The organism is Pseudomonas sp. CYM-20-01 (assembly GCF_023169845.1).
Lineage (GTDB): Bacteria > Pseudomonadota > Gammaproteobacteria > Pseudomonadales > Pseudomonadaceae > Aquipseudomonas > Aquipseudomonas azotoformans.
Genome location: NZ_AP025169.1, coordinates 5,641,833 through 5,667,329 on the forward strand (window position 1 = coordinate 5,641,833; position 25,497 = coordinate 5,667,329).

The 25,497-nt window shown below is 61.6% G+C and carries 24 protein-coding genes; 12 read left to right on the forward strand and 12 right to left on the reverse strand.

What is annotated here, in order from left to right:
• Positions 1–115 precede the first annotated feature (115 nt).
• Entirely contained in the window at positions 116–748 is a 633-nt protein-coding gene (locus M2497_RS25610) for a flavin reductase family protein (RefSeq protein ID WP_248484081.1), read from the forward strand.
• Between the two features lie 124 nt (positions 749–872).
• On the opposite strand, the gene M2497_RS25615 is transcribed toward M2497_RS25610, so the two are convergent.
• Both M2497_RS25615 and M2497_RS25620 read right to left on the reverse strand, forming a co-directional pair.
• Entirely contained in the window at positions 873–1,118 is a 246-nt protein-coding gene (locus M2497_RS25615) for a hypothetical protein (RefSeq protein WP_071496503.1), read from the reverse strand.
• A 42-nt stretch (positions 1,119–1,160) separates the two neighbouring features.
• A complete protein-coding gene (locus tag M2497_RS25620; protein WP_010208042.1) occupies positions 1,161–1,502 on the reverse strand; it encodes an antibiotic biosynthesis monooxygenase family protein in 342 nt (113 codons plus the stop codon).
• A 328-nt stretch (positions 1,503–1,830) separates the two neighbouring features.
• On the opposite strand from M2497_RS25620, the gene M2497_RS25625 reads away from it, so the two are divergent.
• Positions 1,831–2,760, forward strand: a complete 930-nt coding sequence (locus tag M2497_RS25625) for an AraC family transcriptional regulator (RefSeq protein WP_071496502.1) — start codon at positions 1,831–1,833, stop codon at positions 2,758–2,760.
• 123 nt (positions 2,761–2,883) lie between these two features.
• Here M2497_RS25625 and M2497_RS25630 read toward each other — a convergent pair whose 3' ends face one another.
• The 4 genes from M2497_RS25630 to edd form a co-directional block, all read right to left on the reverse strand.
• Positions 2,884–4,353, reverse strand: coding sequence for an ATP-binding protein (locus M2497_RS25630; RefSeq protein ID WP_248484083.1), 1,470 nt, complete (start codon positions 4,351–4,353; stop codon positions 2,884–2,886).
• On the reverse strand, positions 4,343–5,077 hold the full coding sequence (locus tag M2497_RS25635) for a response regulator transcription factor (RefSeq protein ID WP_248484085.1): 735 nt from the start codon (positions 5,075–5,077) through the stop codon (positions 4,343–4,345). The genes M2497_RS25630 and M2497_RS25635 overlap by 11 nt, the downstream gene beginning before the upstream one ends.
• Before the next feature lie 119 nt (positions 5,078–5,196).
• A complete protein-coding gene (locus M2497_RS25640; protein WP_248484087.1) occupies positions 5,197–6,153 on the reverse strand; it encodes a glucokinase in 957 nt (318 codons plus the stop codon).
• Positions 6,150–7,976, reverse strand: a complete 1,827-nt coding sequence (gene edd, locus M2497_RS25645; protein ID WP_248484089.1) for a phosphogluconate dehydratase — start codon at positions 7,974–7,976, stop codon at positions 6,150–6,152. Before edd ends, M2497_RS25640 begins: the two co-directional genes overlap by 4 nt.
• A 221-nt stretch (positions 7,977–8,197) precedes the next feature.
• On the opposite strand from edd, the gene gap reads away from it, so the two are divergent.
• From gap to M2497_RS25680, 7 genes are all read left to right on the forward strand, one after another.
• Positions 8,198–9,199 (forward strand): type I glyceraldehyde-3-phosphate dehydrogenase, encoded by a 1,002-nt coding sequence (gap, locus tag M2497_RS25650; RefSeq protein ID WP_058426789.1) that lies wholly within the window; start codon positions 8,198–8,200, stop codon positions 9,197–9,199.
• Positions 9,200–9,400: 201 nt separating this feature from the next.
• Positions 9,401–9,919, forward strand: coding sequence for a sigma-70 family RNA polymerase sigma factor (locus M2497_RS25655; protein ID WP_033898538.1), 519 nt, complete (start codon positions 9,401–9,403; stop codon positions 9,917–9,919).
• A 74-nt stretch (positions 9,920–9,993) separates the two neighbouring features.
• Positions 9,994–10,962, forward strand: coding sequence for a FecR domain-containing protein (locus tag M2497_RS25660; protein WP_248484091.1), 969 nt, complete (start codon positions 9,994–9,996; stop codon positions 10,960–10,962).
• A gap of 115 nt (positions 10,963–11,077) precedes the next feature.
• On the forward strand, positions 11,078–13,642 hold the full coding sequence (locus M2497_RS25665) for a TonB-dependent receptor (RefSeq protein ID WP_248484093.1): 2,565 nt from the start codon (positions 11,078–11,080) through the stop codon (positions 13,640–13,642).
• A 134-nt stretch (positions 13,643–13,776) separates the two neighbouring features.
• Positions 13,777–14,385: a biliverdin-producing heme oxygenase gene (locus M2497_RS25670; RefSeq protein ID WP_248484095.1), complete on the forward strand. Its 609-nt coding sequence runs from the start codon at positions 13,777–13,779 to the stop codon at positions 14,383–14,385.
• Positions 14,386–14,471: 86 nt separating this feature from the next.
• Positions 14,472–14,873 carry a YbaN family protein gene (locus M2497_RS25675; protein WP_248484097.1) on the forward strand — a complete coding sequence of 134 codons (402 nt, stop codon included), beginning with the start codon at positions 14,472–14,474 and terminating at the stop codon, positions 14,871–14,873.
• Positions 14,874–15,012: 139 nt separating this feature from the next.
• Positions 15,013–17,151 carry a methyl-accepting chemotaxis protein gene (locus M2497_RS25680; protein WP_248484099.1) on the forward strand — a complete coding sequence of 713 codons (2,139 nt, stop codon included), beginning with the start codon at positions 15,013–15,015 and terminating at the stop codon, positions 17,149–17,151.
• A gap of 134 nt (positions 17,152–17,285) precedes the next feature.
• Here the strand turns inward: M2497_RS25680 and M2497_RS25685 are convergent, their stop codons facing one another.
• Positions 17,286–17,849 (reverse strand): NAD(P)H nitroreductase, encoded by a 564-nt coding sequence (locus tag M2497_RS25685; RefSeq protein WP_071496494.1) that lies wholly within the window; start codon positions 17,847–17,849, stop codon positions 17,286–17,288.
• 140 nt (positions 17,850–17,989) lie between these two features.
• Between M2497_RS25685 and M2497_RS25690 the strand changes: the two genes are divergently transcribed.
• Genes M2497_RS25690 through M2497_RS25700 form a run of 3 tightly spaced genes read left to right on the forward strand, consistent with a single transcriptional unit; the run spans position 17,990 to position 21,613 of the window.
• Positions 17,990–19,417, forward strand: a complete 1,428-nt coding sequence (locus tag M2497_RS25690; RefSeq protein WP_248484101.1) for a di-heme oxidoredictase family protein — start codon at positions 17,990–17,992, stop codon at positions 19,415–19,417.
• Positions 19,418–19,448: 31 nt separating this feature from the next.
• On the forward strand, positions 19,449–20,513 hold the full coding sequence (locus M2497_RS25695) for an imelysin family protein (protein ID WP_016975505.1): 1,065 nt from the start codon (positions 19,449–19,451) through the stop codon (positions 20,511–20,513).
• Between the two features lie 2 nt (positions 20,514–20,515).
• On the forward strand, positions 20,516–21,613 hold the full coding sequence (locus tag M2497_RS25700) for a DUF1513 domain-containing protein (protein WP_248488257.1): 1,098 nt from the start codon (positions 20,516–20,518) through the stop codon (positions 21,611–21,613).
• Positions 21,614–21,705: 92 nt separating this feature from the next.
• Here M2497_RS25700 and M2497_RS25705 read toward each other — a convergent pair whose 3' ends face one another.
• The 5 genes from M2497_RS25705 to colR form a co-directional block, all read right to left on the reverse strand.
• Positions 21,706–21,933 (reverse strand): hypothetical protein, encoded by a 228-nt coding sequence (locus tag M2497_RS25705; protein WP_058426797.1) that lies wholly within the window; start codon positions 21,931–21,933, stop codon positions 21,706–21,708.
• Entirely contained in the window at positions 21,930–22,649 is a 720-nt protein-coding gene (locus M2497_RS25710; protein ID WP_248484103.1) for a lipopolysaccharide kinase InaA family protein, read from the reverse strand. The genes M2497_RS25705 and M2497_RS25710 overlap by 4 nt, the downstream gene beginning before the upstream one ends.
• Before the next feature lie 4 nt (positions 22,650–22,653).
• Entirely contained in the window at positions 22,654–23,334 is a 681-nt protein-coding gene (locus M2497_RS25715) for a class I SAM-dependent methyltransferase (protein ID WP_248484105.1), read from the reverse strand.
• A 188-nt stretch (positions 23,335–23,522) separates the two neighbouring features.
• Complete coding sequence (locus M2497_RS25720; protein WP_179028699.1) at positions 23,523–24,803, reverse strand: HAMP domain-containing sensor histidine kinase; 1,281 nt, start codon at positions 24,801–24,803, stop codon at positions 23,523–23,525.
• Positions 24,793–25,476 (reverse strand): two-component system response regulator ColR, encoded by a 684-nt coding sequence (gene colR / locus M2497_RS25725; RefSeq protein ID WP_003175870.1) that lies wholly within the window; start codon positions 25,474–25,476, stop codon positions 24,793–24,795. The genes M2497_RS25720 and colR overlap by 11 nt, the downstream gene beginning before the upstream one ends.
• Positions 25,477–25,497: the final 21 nt, after the last annotated feature.

Here is a 25,497-nt window from a genome sequence, read left to right on the forward strand (position 1 = left end):
CGGGTTGTCGACAGTGGGCGCAGACTGACGGTGGAGCTGTGAAAAATAGGTGGGCGATGAATGAAAATTCCATAGTATGGCCACTTCATCGACGACCACTGCAGGAACCCCGGCCATGCCCGACGATATCCACTTCTACGAACCCGCCAACGGCCACGGCCTGCCCCATGACCCGTTCAATGCCATCGTCGGTCCACGGCCGATCGGCTGGATTTCGTCCCACGACCGCGAAGGCCGCCTGAACCTGGCGCCCTACAGTTTTTTCAATGCGTTCAACTACATTCCGCCGATCATTGGATTCTCCAGCGTCGGGCGCAAAGACAGCCTGAACAACATCGAGCAGACCGGCGAGTTTGTGTGGAACCTGGCCAACCGCCCGTTGGCCGAGCAGATGAACCAGAGTTGTGCCCCGGTATCACCGGACGTGAATGAATTCGAATTGTCCGGGCTGACCCCAGTGGCCTCGAAGATCGTTGGTGTACCGCGGGTGGGCGAGAGCCCGGTGTCGTTCGAATGCAAGGTGACGCAGATCATCCAGCTGCAACGTGCCGACAAGGCATTGGTGCCGAGCTGGCTGGTGCTGGGCGAGGTGGTCGCGGTGCATATCGCCAAGTGGCTGCTCAAGGATGGCATCTACGACACCGCCGCCGCCGAGCCGATTTTGCGCGGTGGCGGACCGGCGGATTACTTCCAGTTGGGGCCGGAGGCCCTGTTCAAGATGTATCGCCCAGGCGCCGGCAAACCTTGACTGAAACACAATAAAACGTGGGAGGGGGCTTGCCCCCGATGGCAATGGCACATCCAACATCGTTGTTGACTGACACACTGCTATCGGGGGCAAGCCCCCTCCCACATTGGATTGTCGGCGTTGCTCAGTTGGCGGCGCTCGCCCAGGTCAGCTGCCCCTCTTCATCCACACCGATCAGCCGTTCAAGCTGCACGGTGGCTGCATCATCGGCATCGGCGGCCGTCTTGAACGTCTGTCCGTCCAGGATTTTGTGAAACTGCGGGGCCCCCATGCCATCGAGTGCCTTGACGGCGACGGCGGCGCTGTAGCCCCCTTCACCCGGTACTACGGCGGATACGGCTTCGTGGTGGGCAAATTGTTTACGTGCCATGTTGCAGGTCCTGGCCAATGGAAAGTCGGCCATTCTAGACCTTCAGCCGGCGAGTTGCAGGTACTCGCCGTAGGCGTGTGCGGCGGATGCATCGGTAAAGGTCTGGAAGTCCATGCTGCGCACGACCATGTCGTTCAACAGCTCGGTAAAGATCATCAGCGCTGGAGAATTGAAGTAGGCGCTCATCGCCTGTTCGCTGCTCCAGAAACCGGAGATCAACCATACATCGGGATCGACCTGGGAATGCTGCAACGAGAATTGCAGGCAACCCTGAGCCTGGCGGCCCGGTTCGATCAAACTGCTCAAGCGTGCACCGAGTTCGGTGCTGCACCCGGTGCGGGCGCGGATAAAGGCCATATGGCTCGCGGGAATGGGGGTGGACATGTTCGACTCTCCCGTTGAGAAGTGATGCTCGGCAAGCACTGTGAGGGCGTGTTGCCACAGGATCAAAGATAACGGCGCGGGTAGTCGCGCGGTTAGTCAATTCCTGTCGGCTTATTGCACAATCCTGCGAGAAGCGTAGGGAGGACGTTCGGCACAGCGGTTTTATTCCAGGGCCCAACGCCTTATTTCAGGGAGATGACAGGTGCCGCGATTGCCTGATTCACGATGTATCGCAGGATCAGGCAAGGATTGTGCAGAATCGACGTAACACTGTTTGAAAAGCCGCCGCTAAGCTGAACCCATCGAAGTAGCCCCTAGAGGACGTTCCATGTCGTCGCCCGAACATAAAGCCATCCCCCTCGACGCCGAGATGGAAAAACAGCGCGCCGAACTGGCCAGCATCGTGCACCGGCATACCTGGGAGGACGGCTCCTACGGTACGGCCATCACCACTCTGTTTCTGAACCGCCACAACACCCCGCGCGACTTCATGCCGGTGCTGGTGGAACCGGCCCTGTGCATCCTGGCCAGTGGCAGCAAGGAAGTCCGCCTGGCCGACGAGATCTTTGCCTACGACCCGCTCAACTACCTGGTGTTCTCGGTGGCGATGCCGGTGGCCGGGCGGATCATCGATGCCACGCCGGAAGACCCGAACCTTTCGGTGCGCATCAATATCGATCCGGCGCAACTGACAGCCCTGATCGCAGAAGCAGGCCCAATGGGCGTGCCGTCGCGCCCGACTTCTCGCGGCATGTACGTCGATCGCATCGACGGTCAACTGCTGGACGCCGTACTGCGATTGGCCCGCCTGTTGGATACGCCGAAAGACATCGCCATGCTCGCGCCGTTGATCAACCGCGAGATTCTTTATCGCCTGTTGCGCGGCCCGCAGGGTTATCGGCTGTATGAAATCGCCGTGGCCAACAGTCAGAGCCATCGGGTCAGCCAGGCGATCAAGTGGTTGAACGGCAACTACGAACAACCGCTGCGCATCGATGACCTCGCCAAGGAAGTGAACCTGAGCGTCTCGACCCTGCACCACCGTTTCAAGGCGATCACCGCCATGAGCCCGTTGCAATACCAGAAGCAGTTGCGATTGCAGGAGGCACGGCGCTTGATGATTGCCGAAGGGTTGGAAGCGTCGGCGGCGGGGTATCGGGTGGGGTATGAAAGCCCATCGCAATTCAGCCGGGAATACAGCCGGTTGTTTGGCGCGCCGCCGTTGCGTGACCTGGCCCGGTTGCGCCAGAGCATCTGAACCAATGAAGATCAAAATGTGGGAGGGGGCTTGCCCCCGATTGCGGTGGGTCAGCTACAGACTAAGCTGACTGACACACTGTCATCGGGGGCAAGCCCCCTCCCACACGTTGACCGCTTTTGTTCAGTCTAATCCGCGCGGCAGCTGCAACGTCACCCGCAACCCACCCTCACGCAAATTCTGCAAACTCACTTCACCGCCATGGCTGTGCGCAATGTTGCGCGCAATCCCCAGGCCCAAGCCGTAACCCTGTTGCTGCCCCGCCAGGCGGAAGTGTGGCTCGAATACTTGCTCCAACCGCTGCTCCGGCACGCCAGGCCCCTCGTCGTCCACATGCAGGACGAACTCCGCGCCATCGTCCTCGATGTGCAGATGAGCGTTCTGCCCGTACTTCAAGGCATTGTCGATCAGGTTGCCAATGCAACGTTTGAGCGCCAGCGGCTTGCCCGGATACGCCGCCAGGGCTGCACCGTTCAGCGTGACCCGGCCGTTGCCGTTGGGTGCCACGTAAGGCTCCACCAGGCATTCGAGCACATGGTTGAGGTCCACCGGCTCGATGTTTTCGTGGATGTCCGTGTCTTTCACACATTGCAGCGCGCCCTTCACCAGCAACTCCAGTTCATCCAGGTCGCGGCCGAACTTGGTTTGCAGGTTTTCGTCTTCCAGCAGTTCCACGCGCAGGCGCAGGCGGGTGATCGGTGTGCGCAAGTCGTGGGAAATCGCACTGAACAACTGGCTACGCTCGGTCAGGTAACGGCTGATGCGCTCACGCATGGCATTGAAGGCACGGCCCACTTCCACCACTTCGCTGCCACCGCCTTCGGCCACCGGTTCCACGTCGGCGCCCAGGGACATATCCCGCGCCGCCCGCGCCAAACGCTTGAGCGGCCGGCTTTGCCAGTGCACCAGCAGGCCGATGAACAGCAACAGGAAACCGCTGGTCAGCACGATAAACCACACCTGCTGGGACGGCAGGCCTTGTTCTTCAAGGCTGGTGTAGGGCTCGGGCAACAGCGAGGCGATATACAACCATTCGCCCGGGGCGAGCTGGATCTGGGTGACCAGCACCGGCGGGTTCACCGGTTCCAGGGTCAGCGCGTAGTGAGCCCAGGAACGCGGCAGCTCATCGAGTTTCAGGCCGGCATTGAAGATGCGCAGGTCTTCGGCGCTGACGAACTCCACCGACATATGCACATCGGCGCCGAGGGTCTGCTTCAGCACCTCATCCACCGCTTCAAGCACCGCCTGTTTACGCGGGGTCTGCGGCAGGATGGCCATGTCCAGCGGGCGGTCATTGAGGGTCACCACGAAACGCGTGCCGCCCATGCTGCGCAGTTGATCGAGCACCAGTGGGCGGTAGGCCACCGGCAACGAGCGGAAATAACTCACGCTGGCGGTCATCGAATGCGCCAGGCTGCGGGCGCTGGTGACCAGGCCTTCGAGCTGGGTGGCGCGCAATTGCGAGACCCAGATCACGCTGGACAGCGCCTGGGCGAACAGCACCGCCAGCAGCGTCAGCAGCAGCATGCGCCCCAGCAGCGAACGCGGCACCGGGAAACGCCGGCGGTGTTCGGTCAAATGTTCAGTGGACATTGCCGGCAACCACGCTGGCTGCCAGTTGATAACCACTGCCCCGCACGGTGCGGATCAGACGAGGGGGCTTTTCGGTGTCGCGCAGGCGTTGGCGCAGGCGGCTGACGGCCATGTCGACGATGCGATCCAACGGCATCAGGTCGCGACCCCGGGTAGCATTGCCGATGGTGTCACGGTCGAGAATCTGCTGCGGGTGGTCGAGAAACAATTTGAGCAGGGCGAAATCGGCCCCGGAGAGGATCACTTCTTCGCCGTCCACATGGAACAGGCGGTGGCTGATCATATCCAGCCGCCACTCATCGAATACCAGCACTTCGCCGCCGTTGCTGCGCTCCTGGCCGAACTGGCAACGGCGCAACAAGGCCTTGATCCGCGCTTGCAACTCGCGAGGGCTGAAGGGTTTGCCGATGTAGTCGTCGGCGCCCAGCTCCAGGCCGATCACACGGTCGGCCTCGTCGGAACTGGCGGTGAGCATGATGATCGGCACCTGCGCCTGGCGCGGGTGCTGGCGGATCCAGCGGCAAAGGCTGAAACCGTCTTCGTCCGGCAACATCACATCGAGGATGACCAGGTCGCACGGCGCCTCGTTCATCGCCTGGCGGAACCCCGCGCCATCCGGCACCCCACGCACCTGGAAACCGGCGCGACTGAGGTAGGTCTGCAGCAATTCGCGGATTTCCTGGTCGTCGTCGACCAGGAGGATCGATTTACTGATTACGCTCACGGGGTCCTCCTTGTTGTTATGGGGTGTTGTTGATGGCCTCATCGGGGGCAAGCCCCCTCCCACATTGGAATGCGTTCCCAATGTGGGAGGGGGCTTGCCCCCGATAGGGCCATCAGTCCCTATGCAAAAGCCTGTTCCAACGCGACGCCAGCCCCGGTCAACCCGGAATACGGCGCGGTCACCAACCACACCGGAATACCCTTGAAGTAGTCGCTCATGCAGCCTTTGTCAGCAAAGCTCCTGGCAAAACCGCTGTGGATAAAGAAGTCGGCAAACCTCGGTATCACCCCGCCCACGATGTACACACCACCGCGTCCACCGGTGGTCAGCACATTGTTACCGGCGACGCGGCCCAGCCAGATGCTGAACTGGTCCAACACCTCCATCGCCACCGGGTCACCGGCCAGACCGGCGGCCGTGATGGCTTCGGGCGTTTCCAGTACCGGCGCATGGCCGTCGACTGCACAGATCGCCCGGTACAGACGTGGCAACCCACCACCGCTCAAAGCGGTTTCAGCGCTGACATGCCCGATCTCGGTGTAGATGTGCTGCCACAGTTGGGTTTCCCGTGGGCTGCTCAGCGGCAGGTCGACATGCCCGCCTTCCCCCGGCAGCGCCGCAAAGCGGCCACCGCCCAAGTCCAGCAATGTACCGACACCCAGGCCAGTGCCCGGACCGATCACCACCGCAGGCCGCAACGGCTCCGGCGTGCCTTCGCAGACCACGCGGAATTCGTCGGGCCTGAGGCGGGTCATGCCCAGGGCCATGGCCGAGAAGTCATTGACCAGCAGCAGTTCGTCCACCTGCAACGCCTTGCAAAACGCAGTCTTGCTCAGGCGCCAGTGATTGTTGGTGAATTTAAATTCATCTCCGCTCACCGGGCCAGCGACAGAAAGACACACCGCGCCGATGTCCCCGATTTCCAGGCCTTCCTCTTTGAGGTAGACCTTGATCGCCTCTTCAGGACTCTTGTGATCCGCCGTGGCATGCACACGGATCGAATGCAGTTCCTGATCCCGCCACAACGCAAAACGGGCATTGGTGCCCCCGATGTCACCGACCAGCGCAAGCTTCACTTAAGCGTCTCCAAGGCACAGGTAAAGGCGCTGGCGCCCTGCTCTGCGGAGCTTGCGGCCAAGCGCATAAATGCAAACAGCTCGCGACCGGCACCCACGTTATTGCCCAACAGGCCCGTGGCAGGCGCGCGCGCTGCAAATTCTTCGGCGTCCACCTTAAGCTCCAGGGTGCCCTTCACGCCATCCACGCGAATGATATCGCCATCGCGCACCCGCGCCAGTGGTCCGCCGCTCTGGGCTTCGGGGTTGACGTGAATCGCGGCGGGGATCTTACCCGACGCGCCCGACATACGCCCGTCTGTTACCAGCGCGACCTTGAAGCCACGGTCCTGCAACACACCGAGGAACGGCGTCATCTTGTGCAATTCGGGCATGCCATTGGAGCGCGGGCCCTGGAAGCGCATCACCGCGACGAAGTCTTTTTCCAACTGGCCGGCCTTGAACGCGTCGGCCAGGTCCTGCTGATCCTGGAACACCACGGCAGGTGCTTCGACAATCTGGTGTTCAAGGGCCACGGCCGAGACTTTCATCACGCCACGCCCCAGGTTGCCCTCCATCACGCGCAAGCCGCCCTCGGGCGAGAACGCACGGGCCACGGGGCGCAGGATGCTTTCGTCGAGGCTCTCGATCGGGCCGTCGCGCCAGATCAGCTCACCGTCGACCAGGAACGGCTCCTGGGTGTAGCGGCTCAGGCCCTTGCCGGCCACGGTGTTGACGTCTTCGTGGAGCAGGCCGGCTTCGAGCAGTTCACGGATCAGGAACGACATGCCGCCCGCCGCCTGGAAGTGGTTGATGTCGGCCTTGCCGTTCGGATACACGTGGGAAAGGGTCGGCACCACCTCGGAAAGGTCGGCCATGTCGTCCCAGGTGAGGATGATGCCCGCCGACATGGCGATGGCCGGCATGTGCAGGGTGTGGTTGGTAGAGCCGCCGGTGGCGTTGAGCGCGATGATGGAGTTGACGATGGACTTTTCGTCGACGATCTCGCCGATCGGCATGAAGTTGCCGTTGGCCTTGGTCAGGCGCGTGACCTGGTGCGCGGCTTCGCGGGTCAGCGCGTCACGCAGCGGTGTGTACGGGTTGACGAACGAGGCGCCCGGCAGGTGCAGGCCCATCACTTCCATCAACAACTGGTTGGTATTGGCGGTGCCGTAGAAGGTGCAGGTGCCGGGGCTGTGATAGGACTTCATCTCCGATTCCAGCAGCTCTTCGCGGGTGGCCTTACCTTCAGCGTAGCGCTGGCGCACATCGGCTTTCTGCTTGTTGGAAATGCCCGACGGCATCGGCCCGCCCGGTACGAAGATCATCGGCAGGTGACCGTAGCGCAGCGCGCCCATCATCAGGCCGGGGACGATCTTGTCGCAGATGCCCAGCATCAAGGCCGCGTCGAACATGTTGTGGGACAGCGCTACCGCCGTGGACATGGCAATGACTTCACGGCTGAGCAGGCTCAGCTCCATGCCGGGCTCGCCCTGGGTCACGCCGTCGCACATCGCGGGCGTGCCGCCGGCGAACTGGCCGACCGAGCCGACTTCGCGCAGGGCTTTCTTGATCTGTTCAGGGAAATGTTCGTACGGCTGGTGCGCCGAGAGCATGTCGTTATATGACGAAACAATTGCCACGTTGGCGGCATTCATCATGCGCAGGCTATTTTTATCTTCAGTGCCGCAACCGGCCACGCCGTGGGCAAAGTTGGCGCATTGCAGCTTGCCGCGCATCGGACCGTCGCTGGCTGCGCCGCGAATGAGCGCAAGGTAAGCCTCGCGGGTGGCGCGGCTGCGGGCGATAAGCCGTTCGGTGACCTCAAGAACGCGGGGATGCATGTGTAGAACTCCAGGCTAACGGATGTGGCGACCTGAGTGTCTATGCTGATCAAACGCCCGCAGCGCATGGGATGGCAGGGAGTCGTTTGGATCATCGGACCAGTTGATTCAGGTCACTCGTTGTAGATTGAACAAAATATTGCCACTAAAAAGGCTTGTTTTCTATTTTTATGCGAATAATCTTGTAATTCTTACAACAAATCGACGACAGGCACTTTCCAATGACTCTTCGTATCGCAATCAATGGTTTTGGCCGTATCGGCCGTAATGTCCTGCGCGCACTGTATACCCAAGGCTACCGCCAGGATTTGCAGATCGTCGCCATCAATGATCTGGGCGACAGTTCGATCAATGCCCACCTGCTCAAATACGACACCGTACATGGCACTTTCGAAGCAGAGGTCGCCCACGATCAGGAAAGCCTGACCGTCAATGGTGACCGGATTGCCGTCAGTGCCATCCGCAACCCGGCCGACCTGCCCTGGGCTGCGCACAAGATCGACGTGGTGTTCGAATGCACCGGCCTGTTCACCGACCGTGACAAGGCTGCCGCCCATATTACCGCCGGCGCACGCAAGGTGATCATCTCGGCACCGGCCAAGGGCGCGGACGCCACCGTGGTCTACGGCGTCAACCATGACATTCTGCGTCAATCCCACCAGATCATCTCTAACGCCTCGTGCACCACCAACTGCCTGGCGCCTGTGGCTCAAGTGCTGCACCGCGAGCTGGGTATCGAAAGCGGCCTGATGACCACCATCCACGCCTACACCAATGACCAGAACCTGACCGACGTCTACCACACCGACCCGTACCGCGCGCGTTCGGCCACCCAGAACATGATCCCGAGCAAGACCGGCGCCGCCGAAGCGGTAGGCCTGGTGCTGCCGGAACTGGCGGGCAAGCTGACCGGCATGGCGGTGCGGGTGCCAGTGATCAACGTGTCGCTGGTGGACCTCACCGTACAACTGAAGAAAGAAGCCACGGCGCAAGAAGTCAACGCGCTGCTCAAAGAAGCAAGCCAGCACTCGAAGATCCTGGGCTACAACACCCTGCCGCTGGTTTCCAGTGACTTCAACCACAACCCACTGTCGTCGATCTTCGATGCGAATCACACCAAAGTCAGCGGTAAATTGCTGAAAGTGCTGGCCTGGTACGACAACGAATGGGGTTTCTCCAACCGTATGCTGGATAACTGCTTGGCGTTGTGCAACGCCGAATAAATCCGCTTTGCGGCGGGCTTGTGTGGGAGGGGGCTTGCCCCCGATAGCGGTGGGCCAGTCAACTTATGTATGACTGATCCACTGCCATCGGGGGCAAGCCCCCTCCCACATTGGTTTGTGTCGCGCATAAGGAAAATAGCCGCTTGCCATTTGAGTTGATGATAAGCATTATCATTAACTGCAAATCGGTCTGGTAGCACTGTGAGCCAATCTCGCTTCAACCACGTCTTTCTCACCCAACGGGTGGTTCTGCTTCGCACCTTGCAGCGGATGGTGAATAACCACAGCACCGCCGAGGACCTGTTGCAGGAAACCTACCTGCGCGTCACCCGGGCCCTCAGCGAGCGGCCGATCGATCACCTTGAACCCTTCGTCTATCAGACCGCGCGCAACCTGGCGCTGGATCATCTGCGTGCGCGCAGGATCCAGGCCCGTACGTTGCAGGAAGATGTCCCGCTGGACGTCCTGCAAAGTGTCGCCGCCCCCATCAGCACACCCGAAGATGCCACCCAGGCCGAGCAAATGCTTGAGGCCCTGAGCGTCAGCCTGGGCCAGTTGAGCGCCCGCCAGCAGCAGATCTTCATCCTCAGCCGCCTGCACGGTTGCAGTTACCAGGAGATTGCCGATCAGTTGGAAGTGTCCTTGAGCACCGTGCAAAAGGAACTGAAGTTGATCATGGCCATCTGTGTAGGTGTGGCCGAACGGCTGGATCGGCCTTAAGCTTCACCCGACAGAAACGTCGACCCAAGCTGTAGGAAAGTTGAATAGAACGTGGCGAAGACCCGAGGAACACCGTGACGGACCCGAACAAACTGCGCCCCCATGATGTGGCTCATGAGGTGTTGCAAGACACGGCTATGGACCAAGCCCTCGACTGGCTGATCGCCTTGCAGTGCCCGCAGCCCGGGCAGCAGGCCGAATTCGAAACCTGGCTGGCCAGCGATCCCGCCCACGTCCACGCCTTCGCCAAGGCCCAGGCTGCCTGGGGTGGCGCGCCAGTGCACAGCGCCGCCGTGGCCCTGGCAGCACCGCGCAAGCCCAGCGCCTGGCGGCGGATCAAGCCCCATTGGAAACCGTTGGCCACCGCCGCCGTGTTGCTGATCGGCCTGTTCAGCTTCAGCAACCTGCCGGTGCGCCTGCAAGCCGATCACCTCACCGTGGTGGGTGAACGCCAGCGCCTGCAACTGGACGATGGTTCAAAGGTGTTGCTCAACACCAACTCGGCGCTTTCCAGCAGCATCAAGGACCACCAGCGCATCGCCCGCCTGTACCAGGGCGAGGCGTTTTTCGAAATCAAGCCCAACCATGGCCTGCCCCTGGAAATCGACGCCGGCCCCGTACGTGCCAGCGTGCGCGATACAGCCTTCGCCGTGCGCTACCTCAATGGCGAAGCACAGGTGCAAGTGCAGCGTGGCGATGTCGACCTGAGCAATACCTTCGACGATGCCCGCGTGCGCCTGAGCGCCGGTGAAAGCATCCGTATCGGCCCCAAGGGTTTCGGTGCGCCCGCCAAACTGGACGCCAACAAGGACCTGGCCTGGGTGCAAGGTCGGCTGATCTTCGAAAACTGCCCGATGAGCGAAGTCCTTGCCGAACTGCGCCGCTATTACCCCGGCTGGATCGTCAACACCAACGACCAACTCGCCAGCGTCGCCGTCACCGGCAATTACCGCCTGGACCAGCCCCTGGACGTGGTGCGCTCCCTGGCCCACATCACCTCGGCCAGGCTATCGGAATACCCGGCACTGGTGATCCTGAACTAAATGAGAATTATTTTTACTCGATAGTCGACGGTGGTACGTCTCGTCTTAGCCAATGCAACTGATTCCTATTTGGTTCAGTTCGCAACTATAAGATTCGTACCCCGGAGCGCTCTCGATGTCCTCTTGTTTCAACCGCCGGTCCTCTTCGCCCGTTCTGTCCTTGCTGACGGCCGCCATCCTGCTGGCCGGTGCGCCAATGATGACCGCCACCGCCGCCGAACCTGCCCCACGCAGCCAAGGCAACTACAACTTCAGCATCGAGCAGCAATCGCTGGTCTCCGCGCTCAACGCCTTTACCGCCGTGACCGGCTGGCAAGTCGGCCTGCCGGCGGAACTGGCCCAGGGTGTGTCATCCCCTGGCGTACGCGGCCCGTTGCCGCCGGAAAAAGCCCTGGACCGGCTGTTGGTGGGGACCAACCTGAGCTACCGCAAGCTGGGCAGCAACAACATCGTCCTGGAAAAGCGCACGGCGGGCAGCACCCTCAACCTGCAACAAGTGACCATCAGCGCTACCCGCAACGAGCAGGATGTAAACAGCGTACCGAGCACCGTCAGCGTGCAGGATCGCGAAGAACTGGACCGCCAGAACGTCAACAACATCCGCGAACTGGTGCGCTACGAGCCCGGTGTCTCGGTCGGCGGCGCGGGCACCCGCTCCGGTAACGCCGGCTTCAACATCCGCGGTATCGACGGCGACCGCATCCTCACCCAGGTGGACGGCGTGGAAGTGCCGGACAACTTCTTCAACGGCCCCTACGCCAAGACCCGCCGCAACTACGTCGACCCGGAAATCGTCAAGCGCGTAGAGATCCTGCGCGGCCCGGCCTCCGCCCTGTATGGCAGCAGCGCCATCGGCGGCGCCGTGAGTTATTTCACCCTCGACCCGGACGACATCATCAAGCCCGGCCAGGATGTCGGCGCCCGCCTCAAGACCGGCTACAGCTCCGCCGACGAAAGCTGGCTGACCTCCGGCACCGTCGCCGGCCGCGTGCAGGACTTCGATGGCTTGCTGCACCTGAGCCAGCGCAATGGCCACGAGACCGAGTCCTACGACGGCAACAACGCCACCGGCCTGGCCCGCACCGGCGCCAACCCCGAGGACGCGCGCACCACCAACATCCTGGCCAAGCTCGGCTGGAACTATGGCGATGACAACCGCCTGGGCCTGACCTACGAGAAGTACAAGGATGATCGCGACGTCAACCTGAAGAACGCGGTAGGCGGCCCGTTCATCGGCGGCCGAGGCTTCAACCTCTACCGTGACCGTCGTGGCAACGACACCATTACCCGTGAACGTTTCGGCCTGGAAAACAGCTTCGCCCTCGAGTCGCCGATTGCCGACCGCATCAAGACCAGCCTCAACTACCAGATCGCCAAGACCGACCAGACCACCGCCGAGATCTATCAGTCAGGCCGTCGCGTCCTGCGCACCCGCGACACGCTCTACCAGGAAAAACAGTGGATTTTCGACGCCCAGCTGGACAAAGCATTCAGCCTCGGTGAAACCGACCACCAAGTGACCTACGGCACCACACTCAAGCAGCAAAAAGTCACCGGTTCGCGCGAGGGCAGCGCGACCTGCGTGGCCGTGGGCAGTGGATGCACCGCCATCGGTGCACCCAGCCCAATTGCCAGCGACAGCGTGAAGAAGTCCAGCGACTTCCCCGATCCGACCATCCACACGTATTCGCTGTTCGCACAGGACCAGATCACCTGGGACAAGTGGACCTTCCTGCCCGCCGTGCGCTACGACTATACCCAGCTCAAACCCAAGCTGACCCAGGAGTTCCTCAACACCGTCAACCCGACAGGCGCGGACCCGGTGAGCGACAAGGAAAAAACCTGGCACCGTGTGACACCCAAGTTTGGCCTGACTTACGCCCTGACGGACCAATACACCTGGTTCGGCCAATACGCCGAAGGTTTCCGTACGCCGTCCGCCAAGGCCTTGTACGGCCGCTTTGAAAACCTGAACCTGGGCTACACCGTCGAGCCGAACCCCGACCTCAAGCCAGAAACCAGCAAAGGCGTCGAAACCGGGATTCGCGGCAAGTTCGACGAAGGCTCCTTCGAGATCGCCGTGTTTTACAACAAATACCGCGACTTTATCGACGAAGACAATGCCGTTGCCGGCGGCAGCCTTGAACAGTTCCAGGCCATCAACATCAAGCGCGCCACCATCAAGGGCGCCGAAGCCAAGGGCCGCCTGAACCTGGATGCCTTCGGCGCGCCGCAAGGCCTCTACACCCAGGGCTCGGTGTCCTATGCCTACGGCCGCAACGACGATAATGGCGAGCCGTTGAACAGCGTCAACCCGCTCAAGGGCGTCTTCGGCCTGGGCTATGACCAGGACAACTACGGTGGCCTGTTGAGCTGGACCTTGGTGAAAAAGCAGGATCGCGTCGACAGCACGACCTTCCACGCGCCGGACGGCGACACCAGCGGCCCCTTCAAGACCCCTGGCTTCGGTGTGGTCGACCTGACGGCCTTCTACAAAGTCACTCAGGACGTGACCATCAACGGCGGCCTCTACAACCTCACCGACAAGAAGTACTGGAACTGGGATGACGTGCGCAGCTACGACAGCGTCGGTGAAGCCGCTGTGACCGGCCCGGCCAACCTCGACCGCCTGACCCAGCCCGGCCGCAACTTTGCGATCAACGTGATCTGGGACATCTAGCAACGCCCTACTCACCTCGTCGAAATTTCATCGACGGGGTGAGGATTTTTTACTGTGCCGCGTCTTCTTGTTCGTCTAGTTGATAACAGCTCTCTTTCGGGCACTAAGGCGTATCCCTTCTCAAGGACTTTTTCATGACCGCTTCCCCTACCGCAGAACGCGCAAGCCTGCGCTCCCAACGCCTGAACCAGATCACCAACGAGCCGCACACCAAGCTGGACGCACTGGTCAAGGCCCACGCCCCGTTTGAAACCCAGGCCAACTTCGCCCGTTTCGTGGTGGCGCAGTACCTGTTCCAATCGGAACTGGTAGCCCTGTACAACGATGCCGAACTGATCAAGATCGTGCCGGACCTGGCCGAGCGTTGCCGTGCCGAAGCCGCCAAACTTGACTTGGGCGACCTCGACACCGACGTACCTGCACCGGTTGCCGGCGCGGTGAAAAACCCGAGCAAGGCCGAAGCCCTGGGTTGGCTGTTTGTGTCCGAAGGCTCCAAGCTGGGCGCTGCGTTCCTGATCAAGCGTGCCGTGGGCCTGGGCCTGAGCGAAACCTTCGGTGCCCGTCACCTGGGTGAGCCGGCGGGTGGTCGTGCCGAGGGCTGGAAAAGCTTCACCCGCACCCTCGACGCCCTGGAATTCAGCGCCGAAGAAGAAGCCGCCGTGGAAAAAGGCGCAATCGACGCGTTTGTGCGCTTCACCGTGTTGCTCGAACAGGCGTACGCTAGCGCCCCTGAATTGGCCTGACATCCAGATTGAAATGCCATCAACTGTGGGAGGGGGCAAGCCCCCTCCCACAGTTGGCGCTCACTTCGCGACGCTACAAATAAACCATGACCCGCAAAACCCCTTCCACCTCGAAAATCGCCCGGATCCTCTTCGGCCTGCTGGCCTATGTCAGCCTGGGCATTGGGTTGATCGCGATTGTCGTGCCGGGTTTGCCCACCACCGAATTCATCCTGCTGGCCGCCTGGGCCGCCACCAAAAGCTCGCCACGCCTCAGCGCCTGGCTGGAGAACCACCGGCTGTTCGGGCCGATCCTGTTCAACTGGCGCAACGGCAAGATCATCGCTCGCCGGGCCAAGGTCAGCGCCACCGTAAGCATGCTGCTGTGCGCCGTCCTGATGCTGGTGATGCTCGACCACGGCTGGCCAATCTACCTGGCCATTGCCGGAATGAGCCTGGGCAACCTGTGGATCTGGTCTCGACCCGAACGACTCGCACAGCCCGTATGACGTTGGCTGTAGGCATTTTCCTACCACTCATCGCCTGCTGCTCATGAATAAATTTGTTACGCCGATGTTTCAGACATAGCGCTGAATGGACTTGGCCTGCACTGCGTGCCTTCCAACAAGTCCATTCGCGAGTGAGCCTATGTTCAACACCCTCTCCATCCGCTTGAAAATCGTGCTGTTGTCCGGCCTTTGCCTGCTGGGGGTGATAGCGCTGGTCGTCAGCATCAATATCTACAACACCAGCCAGAATGATCTGTTGGTCAGCGATTCCAGCTCGCGCATGCTCACCGCCAGCGTGGAACAACTGCTGCAAGCCAGGGCCGCCGAGCAAGCGGGCCAGTTGCAGAAAACCTTCGGCGACAGCCTGATGGCGCTGACCGCGCTGGCCGACCAGATCAAGGACTTGCGCAGCATGGCCAGCAAGCGTGGCCTGGAAGCCGGCGCGCTGCGCGAAGAAATCAACCAGAGCCTGAAAACCACCTTCGATCGCAACAGCAAAGTGCTCGGTTTCTGGCTGTCATTCGAACCGAACGGCCTCGACGGCAAAGACAGCGAATTCGTCGATGACAAGGCGCGCGTCTCCAACGAAAAAGGGCGCTTCTCCAGCTATTGGAGCCGTGCCGGCGGTGAGGGCTTGAACACCATCATGGTCGAAGAAGACCTGAACAAGACCAGCCTCACCCTCAACGGTACGCCCTACAATATCTGGTACACCTGCCCACGGGACACCCGCAATACCTGCCTGCTGGACCCGTATGAAGACACGGTGGCGGGCAAAAAGGTATTGATGACCACCATCGCCTCGCCGCTGATCGTGGAGGGCAAACTCATCGGCGTCGTCGGTGTCGACATCGCCCTCACCGCCCTGCAAGCAACCGCCGATGCCGCACAGAAAGACCTGTTCAACGGCGCCGCACACCTGGAAATTCTGTCCAGCACCGGTCTGATCGCGGCCTATAGCGGCGAACCCGCCAAAGTCGGCAAGAACCTGGTCGACACCCTCGGCGCCGAGGGCAAGGAAATCGTGCAGCTGCTGGCCAGTGACAACCGCATGATCCGCGAACAGGACGGCACCATGCGCGCCGTGTACCCGGTCAAACCGATTGCCGACGCCAAAACCTGGGGCGTGGTGATCAAGCTGCCAAAAGCGGTAATGCTCGCCGATAACGTCAAGTTGCAGGGAGTACTTGACAACGCTCAGGCAGCCGGCACCCTCAAGGCCCTGCTGGTAGCCGCCGCCGCTGGCCTGCTGGGTTTGCTGCTGATCTGGCTGACCGCCACCGGCGTGACCCGGCCGATCAACAGCGTGGCCGCCATGCTCAAGGACATCGCCAGCGGCGACGGCGACCTCACCCAACGCCTGGCCTACGCCAAGAAGGATGAACTCGGCGAACTGGTGAACTGGTTCAACCGCTTCCTCGACAAGCTGCAACCGACCATCGCCCAGATCAAGCAAAGCATCACCGAAGCACGTGGCACCGCAGACCAGTCTTCAGCCATCGCACGCCAGACCAGCGAAGGCATGCAGGTGCAGTTCCGCGAAATCGACCAGGTGGCCACCGCGTCCAACGAAATGAGCGCCACCGCCCACGACGTCGCCAACAGCGCGTCGAATGCCGCCAGCGCGGCACGCGGTGCCGACCAGTCGGCGCGGGAAGGCATGTCGATCATCGAGCAGAGCACCCGCGACATCACCACCCTGGCCGAAGAAGTCAGCAAGGCCGTGGGCGAAGTCGAAGCGCTGGCGGTCAACAGCGAGCAGATTGGTTCAGTGCTGGAAGTGATCCGCAGCATTGCCGAGCAGACCAACCTGCTGGCCCTCAATGCCGCCATCGAAGCCGCACGCGCCGGGGAAAGCGGCCGAGGGTTTGCGGTGGTGGCCGACGAAGTGCGCAACCTGGCCAAGCGCACCCAGGATTCGGTGGAGGAAATCCGCCTGGTGATCGAACGCATCCAGAGCGGCACCCGTGGCGTGGTGGCGACCATGCATTCCAGCCAGAGCCAGGCCCAGAGCAATGCCGGGCAGATCCATCAGGCGGTGCAGGCCTTGGGCAAGATCAGCGATGCGGTCACCGTGATCAGCGACATGAACCTGCAGATCGCCAGCGCCGCCGAACAACAGAGCGCCGTGGCCGAAGAGGTCAACCGCAACGTCTCGGCGATCCGTACCGTGACCGAAACCCTCACCGGCCAGGCCACCGAGTCGGCGGCGATCAGCAGCCAACTCAATGCACTGGCCAGCCAGCAGATGAAGTTGATGGATCAGTTCAGGGTGTAAACCCAATCTCAAAAACAACACAGTTCCAATGTGGGAGGGGGCTTGCCCCCGATAGCAGAGTGCCAGTGAACGCCTCTGTAGCTGACACACCCCCATCGGGGGCAAGCCCCTCCCACAGTTGGTTCACTTTGGATTTAGAGACCGGTCCAGGCACTGACAAACTGCGTCAGGTCTTCTTTAGCAGCAGTACGCGGCGGGTTCTGCGGCGTGCCCAGGTACAGGAAGCCAATCACCTCCTCATCCGCCGTCAGCCCCAGGCCTTTGGCCACATGGGCCGAATAGGACAACTCACCGGTGCGCCACACCGCACCAATCCCCTGGGCATAAGCCGCCAACAGAATGCCATGAGCCGCACAGGCAGCAGCCAGCAGTTGCTCGGACTTCGGCACCTTGAAGTGCTCCTGCAAACGAGCAATCACCACCACCACCAACGGCGCGCGCAACGGGCCGTTCTGGGCCTTGTCGATCACCGCTTGCGGCGCATCGGCGTCTTGCAGGCGGGCCGCTTCGGCCAACAAAGTGCCCATCTGCTCGCGGGCAGTGCCTTCAACCGTGAGGAAACGCCAAGGCCGCAGTTGGCCGTGGTCGGGCGCACGCATGGCGGCGGCGAACAGCACGTCGCGCTGCTCCTGGGTCGGTGCCGGTTCCAGCAGACGCGGCACGGAAACACGGTTGAGCAAAGCGTCGAGAGCCTGCATGGGCCACCTCCAGAAAAAAATGTGCGGTCATTCTAGCGGGAATGAATCGGGATGCCACCAAACGATAATTGCTCTTATTCATTGCGCCCTGCCCTGTTAGACTTTGCGACCCTATTTTCAGCAGTGGTTCAGGAAACTCGATGTTCCGTTCGCTTTTTCGCCTGTCCGCAGCATTGCTGGCCTTGAGCCTGGCTGGCTGCGATGACGCCCCGAGGTTTACCAAGGCCGATCCGGGTGAATCACGGGCGGGCGGCGCTGCGACGGTGAACAAGCGCGACCAGAACGCGTTTTCCCTGCCCTCGGCCAACCTGTCGCCCACGCGGCGCCTGGACTTCAGCGTCGGCAACAGCTTCTTTCGCAGCCCCTGGGTGATCGCACCGTCTACCACCACGGCGCGTGACGGCCTCGGCCCGCTGTTCAACACCAATGCTTGCCAGAACTGCCATATAAAAGACGGCCGTGGTCACCCGCCGCTGCCCGATGCGCCCAACGCGGTGTCGATGCTGGTACGCCTGTCGATTCCGGATACGCCCGCCCATGCCAAGGCCATCGAGCAGATTGGCGTGGTGCCCGAGCCGGTCTACGGCGGGCAATTGCAGGACATGGCGGTGCCGGGCGTGCCACCGGAAGGCAAGGTGCGCGTCGACTACACGCCGGTCAACGTCACCTTCAAGGACGGCACTGTGGTCGAGTTGCGCAAGCCCGACCTGCAGATCACCCAGCTTGGCTATGGCCCGATGCACCCCGACACGCGCTTTTCTGCGCGCATCGCCCCGCCGATGATTGGCCTGGGCCTGCTGGAAGCCATCAGCGACGCCGATATCCTGCGCAACACCGACCCGAAGACCGCCGCCAAGGGCGCCATCGTCGGCCGTGCCAATTGGGTCTGGGACGACGCCCAGCAAAAAACCGTGCTCGGGCGTTTTGGCTGGAAAGCCGGGCAGCCCAACCTCAATCAACAAAATGTTCACGCGTTCTCTGGTGATATGGGCCTCACCACGTCCCTGAGACCCTTTGATGACTGCACCGATGCCCAAGTCGCCTGCAAACAGGCCCCCAACGGTAATGGCCCCGATGGCGAGTCGGAAGTCAGCGACAACATCCTGCGCCTGGTGCTGTTCTACACCCGCAACCTGGCCGTACCCGCGCGCCGTGGCGTCAACACGCCGCAGGTGCTGGCCGGTAAAAACCTGTTCTATCAAGCCGGCTGCCAGGGTTGCCACACGCCAGCATTCACCACGGCCGCCAATGCCGCCGAACCTGAACTGGCCAACCAGGTGATCCGCCCCTACAGCGACCTGCTGTTGCATGACATGGGAGCGGGCCTCGCCGACAACCGCACAGAATTCAAGGCCGGTGGCCGCGACTGGCGCACGCCGCCGTTGTGGGGCATCGGCCTGACGCAAACCGTGAGTGGCCACACCCAGTTCTTGCATGACGGCCGCGCCCGCAACCTGCTCGAAGCCGTGCTATGGCATGGCGGCGAAGCCCAAGCGGCGCAGCAGCATGTGTTGTCCTTCAATGCCGAGCAGCGCGCTGCGTTGCTGGCGTTCCTGAATTCTTTATAAGCTTCGCCCCACTTACAGAAGGGAGCTCGACATGTTCCGTCCCAAGTTGTTGTTCACCAGCCTGGCCGCCCTAGCCCTCGGCGCCTGCTCGCCGCAAGACCCGCAAGCGGTGACCTCGGCGGCCATCGCCAAGCAAGTGATCCTGCCGACCTACAGCCGTTGGGTCGAAGCCGACCGCCAACTGGCCGTCAGCGCGCTGGCCTACTGCCAGGGCAAGGAAAGCCTGGACACCGCGCGTGCCGACTTCCTGCATGCACAGAAGGCCTGGGCCGAGTTGCAACCGCTGCTGATCGGGCCGCTGGCCGAGGGCAACCGTTCGTGGCAGGTGCAATTCTGGCCGGACAAGAAGAACCTGGTCGGCCGCCAAGTCGAGCAACTGGTCGCCAGCCAACCGCAGATCGACGGCGCCGCCCTGGCCAAGTCCAGCGTGGTGGTGCAAGGCCTGTCCGCCTACGAATACATCCTCTACGACGCCAAGACCGATATCGCCGACGACGCGCAAAAGGCCCGTTACTGCCCGCTGCTGGTCGCCATCGGTGACCGCCAGAAGGCCCTGGCCGAAGAGATCCTGGCCAGCTGGAACAGCACCGACGGCATGCTGGCGCAGATGACCAAGTTCCCCAACCAGCGCTACGCCGACTCCCACGAAGCCATTGCCGATCTGCTGCGCGTGCAGGTGACTGCACTGGACACCCTGAAGAAAAAGCTCGGCACGCCGATGGGCCGCCAGACCAAGGGCATCCCGCAGCCGTTCCAGGCCGATGCATGGCGCAGCCAGTCGTCCCTGCAAAGCCTCGAAGCCAGCCTGGCGGCAGCCCAGACCGTGTGGGTCGGCGTCGACAACAAAGGCCTGCGTGGCCTGCTGCCGTCCGAGCAGAAGCCATTGGCCGACAAGATCGACGCCGCCTATGCCGCGTCGTTGAAACTGTTCGCCAGTAACCAGCGCACCCTCAATGAACTGCTGGCCGACGACGCCGGGCGCCAGCAACTCAACGATATCTACGACAGCCTCAACGTCGTCCACCGCCTGCATGAAGGCGAACTGGCCAAGGCGCTGGGCATCCAACTGGGCTTTAACGCCAACGACGGTGACTGATGATGCTCAGGCGACAGGCTTTGGCCGTTGGTAGCGTGCTGCTCAGTGCACTCACACTGGGCGGCTGGACGCTGTTCAAAAGCAAAGACAAGGGCCCGCTGCTGCTCTCGGCGCGGGATGATGCAGACGGCAAGCACTACGCCGTGGGCTATCGCCTGGACGGCAAGCCGGTGTTTGCCACCCAGGTCGGCCAGCGCTGCCACGACATCATCAACCACCCGACGCTGCCGATTGCGCTGTTTGTCGCCCGTCGCCCGGGCACCGAGAGTTACCTGATCGACCTGCGCGATGGCGCGCTGTTGCAAACCATCACCTCCCACGTCAACCGCCACTTCTATGGCCACGCGGTCATCCACAAGAGTGGCGACTGGCTGTACGCCACCGAGAACGACACGTCCGACCCCGGCCGTGGCCTGCTCGGTGTGTACCGGTTCGAAGGTGAGCGGCTGGTGCACAGCGGTGAAATCTCCACCCACGGCATCGGCCCGCACCAGGTGTCGTGGATGCCCGACGGCGAAACCCTGGTGGTGGCTAACGGTGGCATTCGCACCGAAGCCGAAAGCCGCGTGGAGATGAACCTCAACGCCATGGAACCGAGCCTGGTGCTGATGCAGCGCGACGGCACCTTGATCAGCAAGGAAACCCTCGGCCAGCAGATGAACAGCGTGCGTCACATGGGGATCGCCAGCGATGGCACCATCCTCACCGGGCAACAGTTCATGGGGCCGTCCCAGGAGCGCTCCGAGTTGTTGGCGATCAAGCGTCCAGGGCAGCCGTTCGTGGCGTTTCCGGTGGCCGACGAGCAGTTGCAGGCGATGGGGCACTACACCGCCAGCGTGGCGGTACACAGCGAATTGCGCCTGGTGGCGTTGACCGCGCCGCGTGGCAATCGCTTCTTTATCTGGGACATGGACAGCGGCGAGCTGCGCCTGGATGGCCCCCTGCCCGACTGTGCCGGCGTGGGCGCGGTCGAGGATGGGTTTGTCGTGACGTCGGGCCAGGGCCGTTGCCGGTTCTACGATTGTCGCCAGAAACAGCTGGTTGCAAAACCGCTGGAATTGCCGGCAGGGCTCTGGGATAACCATCTGCATCTGATCTGAGTTCGCGTCGCTTTTCACCCGCCACGAGCCGGATGCCAACCCAAAAAAAAGGCCTCGCAACGCGAGGCCTTTTCATTTTGGTTTTAAACTCATCAACTCTGTGGCCTCATCCCTTGAGACATTCCAAACATGAACAGCAATAACTCATGATCAGGCTTGGCCGCCGTGCTCGCTTTGGCAACGCGCGGCAATAGGCATTGCGCGCCACCCTGCGTTGCACTGAGCACCTGTGTGCGAGGCTGTTCCCACGCCGCCAGCGCCAAGGCTGCGATGCCCAGCGCTCCGACCAAAAACAGACCTCGTGCTATTTCTAGCTTCATCTGGTTAAACCCTTGATAGCGCTGCCAAACGCCGTCTCGTAAAAGTAGCTGAGTTTCTTCCAGTCGGTATCGTTCCACGACGAATGGCGGCGCAATTGCAGCATGTCATGGGAGGCGGCCCGATAAGCGGTCAGGCGCTGGCGACATTTCTCGAAATCCAGCAGCGCCACTTCGACGTTGGCCGAGTCACCCTCGCCCGTCACCCGCACGAAGATGTGCTTGATGTAGAGGCAGCCATGTTGCCATCGGCCCTTGTGCATGCGCGCCAGGGTGCCGGCCAGTTCCTTGAGTACACGCTCATGCACCAGTTCGCCGTATTGCTCGCGGCCACCGGCGGCGTACCAGTTCTCGATTTCGTCGAAACCGTCGAGAGCCGCAGTGACCAACAGCGCTTTCCATTGGTGCTCGGGGTCGCGGCGCGCTTCGCAAAACACCATTTCCGGCACACGCACGTCCAAAAGGCGCAGGCCCTTGATCGCATCGCGCTCGCGCAGCACCGTCGGGCGGCCAAACGGATGCAGCCAACTGCGGTAGATGTGCCCGGTCTGGCGTTTGCTGTAGAGCAAGCGGCCGTTGGGGCTGATCACACGCTGCACACCGCTTTCACCACCACGCCGACGGTTGGGCTCTTCGACCCACTCGCCCTGCTGGCGCCAGAAATAATCAAAGCGTTCTTCGGGCGCTACATGACTGCCTGCTACGCACTCAACTGCCATCCTGTTACCTCTTGCGCAATACATACACTCGCCACATGGCGTAGAGCGGTATGAAGTCCAGGGATTCCTGAACACGAAAACCGGCTTCCTCAAATTCTGCTTCAACAGTAGCAGCCGGTAACACAAACCTGTTTTGGTAACCTTCCTGCTCACCTTTTACACGACGTTGCTGTTCAAGACGCTTGCGTTTCCAGGCCTTGAAATTGCCGTCTACCCATAACGAAATAATCACGCTGTCACGGGTAACGCGTTGAAACTCCCGCAATATGGCCATGCGATGTGCCGGGTCACCAATGTGGTGCAACAGGCGCATACAGAAAATGCTGTCGACCGCGTTATCTTGCAGATCAATATCAAAGGCAGATGTCTGCAAGGGCCGTACCCGTTTCACCACATCGGCGGGCTGAGCGGCCATCGCCACCTTCAACATGGACGCCGAATTGTCGGCACCGATGATCACGCGGTTGGGTTTTTCCGCCAGCAAGGGCCAGAAACGCCCAGCGCCGCACGGCAAGTCCAGCACCAGGCCAGGCTCACCCGCCATCGCCAGCGCACCACGGGCCAATTGCTCGTCGCGTTTGTGGGACAACCGGCGCGCCAGATTGTCCTGATGCTTGAGCAAATATTCCTGAGCGTGTTCGTCGTCGTACTTTTCGGAAAATTCGAGCTTGATCGGATCAGACATCAACGGATCTCCAGTAGCTGATGCCTACAACCTTAAGCAGCGCACTGTGATCAACAGGTCAACCCGTTGTGAAAAACTTGTCCTGTCCAATCCCATACATTTCAAGACTTTACAGACACAAGCGATAGCATGGGGCCATCTTCGCCGAATTACCGGGATCTCTGGCAGGATAGCGGCAGGGGGTGGAGTCAGGCGTTGACCTGACTCAATTGCACATGAAAGCGGCAGCCGTTGGGCTCCATGGTGCTGAGGCTGACGCTCCAGCCCTGGTTCTCGCAGATACGCTGCACCAGCGACAGCCCCAGCCCCAGGCCCTCACCGCGCTTCTCGCTGCCGCGTACGAACGGCTCGAACATCGCCTCGCGCTTGTCCTCGGGGATACCGACACCGCTGTCCTCCACGATAAATCCGCTCGGTTCCAGGGTGAGTCGGATAAACCCCTGCTCGGTGTAGTGCAGGGCATTGCGCAGCAGGTTGCCCATCACCGCATGCAGGAAGGTGGTGTTATAGCGTGTATCCAGGGGATTGCCGGGCTGGTAGATCAGCTCCAGGCCTTTGTGCTCGATGGGCTCACGCCAGATGCCGAGCAGATCATCCGCCACCTGCGTCAGGCTGACCTGGGGCGACATCGCCGCGTCGTTGTGCTGGGCACGGGCCAGCATCAGGAAGGTCTGCACCAGTTCGCGCATTTCTTCGCAGGCCCGAGCAATGCGCAATACCTGGTTGCGCCCGCGCTGATCGATAGCGGGGTTTTCCAGCAGCAATTCACAGGAGCTGGCCAGTACCATCAACGGTGTGCGCAGTTCATGGCTCACGTCACTGGTAAACAGCTGTTCACGGGACAGCGCCTGGCGCAGCCGTCCCAGCGTGGCGTCGAACGCCACCGCCAACTCGCCCACTTCATCCGCCGCGTAATCCGGCGCCAAGGGCGGGGCCAGGCCGAGCAGTTGGTCGCGGTGACGCACTTGACGGGCCAGACGCACCACCGGCGCCATCACCTTGCGAGCGAGTACCCAACCAAGGAACACCGCCAGCGCCAGGCTGAGCACAAAGCCCACCAGCACCACGGCGAACAACACGCGCTCGCGCTCTTCGAAATCGCTTTGATCCTGCAACAGCACGTAGCGCCGCCCATCGACCACTTCGACCATGGCGTGGTACGACAGCGCCTCGCGGAATACTTCATGGAAACCGGGCTCAAGGTGACGCAGGTCCTTGGGCAACTCGAAGTCGCCGGGGCCGCCGCTGAAATAAAATAGCTGGTCTGGCTCGGGCCGGTGCCGCCAGTCCTCGACGGTGTCCATCAGCAGCAGGCGTTGCAAGTCGCCGCCCAGGCCCGCCGAGATCAACTTCTCTTCCACCAGGTGCACCGTCGCGACAATGCCCATGGCGAAGGCCCCCGCCACCAACGCACTCATCAAGGCAAAGGCGATGATGATCCGTTGCGCAAGGCTTTGCTTAAACTCCATCACGACCCTCGGCCAGGCGATAACCCACACCGTGCACCGTTTGCAGCAACGGCTTGGCGAACGGCTTATCGATCACTTGGCGCAATTGGTGAACGTGGCTGCGCAGGCTGTCGCTGTCCGGGCAGTCATCGCCCCACAGGGCTTCTTCGAGAATTTCTCGGCGCAGCACGTGCGGGCTCTTCTGCATCAACACCGCCAGCAGCTTCAGGCCGACCGGGTTGAGCTTGAGCAGGCGCCCTTCGCGGGTGACTTCCAGGGTATCGAGGTCGTAGCTCAGATCACCCACCTGCAGGGCGCGGCGACCGCCGCCCTGGGCACGGCGCAGCACGGCTTCGATGCGGGCGGCCAGTTCCGACAGGGCAAAGGGCTTGAGCAGGTAGTCATCGGCGCCGGACTTGAAGCCCTGTAGCCGATCGTCCAGTTGGTCGCGGGCGGTGAGCATGATCACCGGCGTATCGCGGCGGGCATCTTCACGCAGGCGCTTGCACAGGGTGTAGCCATCGATGCCGGGCAGCATGATGTCGAGCACGATCAGGTCGTAATGCTCGGTGGCGGCCAGGTGCAGGCCCGACAAACCGTCCTGCGCACAGTCCACGGTGTAGCCCTTGAGCCCCAGGTAATCGGCCAGGTTGGCCAGAATATCGCGGTTGTCTTCAACCAATAGAATTCGCATGGGCAGTGTCTCCGTACGCGG

What these genes read in the sequence shown, in the direction of transcription:
- M2497_RS25610 (WP_248484081.1), top strand. Translation starts at nt 116, where the DNA reads ATGCCCGACGATATCCACTTCTACGAACCCGCCAACGGCCACGGCCTG.
- M2497_RS25615 (WP_071496503.1), bottom strand. Translation starts at nt 1,118, where the DNA reads ATGGCACGTAAACAATTTGCCCACCACGAAGCCGTATCCGCCGTAGTA.
- M2497_RS25620 (WP_010208042.1), bottom strand. Translation starts at nt 1,502, where the DNA reads ATGTCCACCCCCATTCCCGCGAGCCATATGGCCTTTATCCGCGCCCGC.
- M2497_RS25625 (WP_071496502.1), top strand. Translation starts at nt 1,831, where the DNA reads ATGTCGTCGCCCGAACATAAAGCCATCCCCCTCGACGCCGAGATGGAA.
- M2497_RS25630 (WP_248484083.1), bottom strand. Translation starts at nt 4,353, where the DNA reads ATGTCCACTGAACATTTGACCGAACACCGCCGGCGTTTCCCGGTGCCG.
- edd (WP_248484089.1), bottom strand. Translation starts at nt 7,976, where the DNA reads ATGCATCCCCGCGTTCTTGAGGTCACCGAACGGCTTATCGCCCGCAGC.
- gap (WP_058426789.1), top strand. Translation starts at nt 8,198, where the DNA reads ATGACTCTTCGTATCGCAATCAATGGTTTTGGCCGTATCGGCCGTAAT.
- M2497_RS25665 (WP_248484093.1), top strand. Translation starts at nt 11,078, where the DNA reads ATGTCCTCTTGTTTCAACCGCCGGTCCTCTTCGCCCGTTCTGTCCTTG.
- M2497_RS25670 (WP_248484095.1), top strand. Translation starts at nt 13,777, where the DNA reads ATGACCGCTTCCCCTACCGCAGAACGCGCAAGCCTGCGCTCCCAACGC.
- M2497_RS25675 (WP_248484097.1), top strand. Translation starts at nt 14,472, where the DNA reads ATGACCCGCAAAACCCCTTCCACCTCGAAAATCGCCCGGATCCTCTTC.
- M2497_RS25680 (WP_248484099.1), top strand. Translation starts at nt 15,013, where the DNA reads ATGTTCAACACCCTCTCCATCCGCTTGAAAATCGTGCTGTTGTCCGGC.
- M2497_RS25685 (WP_071496494.1), bottom strand. Translation starts at nt 17,849, where the DNA reads ATGCAGGCTCTCGACGCTTTGCTCAACCGTGTTTCCGTGCCGCGTCTG.
- M2497_RS25690 (WP_248484101.1), top strand. Translation starts at nt 17,990, where the DNA reads ATGTTCCGTTCGCTTTTTCGCCTGTCCGCAGCATTGCTGGCCTTGAGC.
- M2497_RS25695 (WP_016975505.1), top strand. Translation starts at nt 19,449, where the DNA reads ATGTTCCGTCCCAAGTTGTTGTTCACCAGCCTGGCCGCCCTAGCCCTC.
- M2497_RS25700 (WP_248488257.1), top strand. Translation starts at nt 20,516, where the DNA reads ATGCTCAGGCGACAGGCTTTGGCCGTTGGTAGCGTGCTGCTCAGTGCA.
- M2497_RS25705 (WP_058426797.1), bottom strand. Translation starts at nt 21,933, where the DNA reads ATGAAGCTAGAAATAGCACGAGGTCTGTTTTTGGTCGGAGCGCTGGGC.
- M2497_RS25710 (WP_248484103.1), bottom strand. Translation starts at nt 22,649, where the DNA reads ATGGCAGTTGAGTGCGTAGCAGGCAGTCATGTAGCGCCCGAAGAACGC.
- M2497_RS25715 (WP_248484105.1), bottom strand. Translation starts at nt 23,334, where the DNA reads ATGTCTGATCCGATCAAGCTCGAATTTTCCGAAAAGTACGACGACGAA.
- M2497_RS25720 (WP_179028699.1), bottom strand. Translation starts at nt 24,803, where the DNA reads ATGGAGTTTAAGCAAAGCCTTGCGCAACGGATCATCATCGCCTTTGCC.
- colR (WP_003175870.1), bottom strand. Translation starts at nt 25,476, where the DNA reads ATGCGAATTCTATTGGTTGAAGACAACCGCGATATTCTGGCCAACCTG.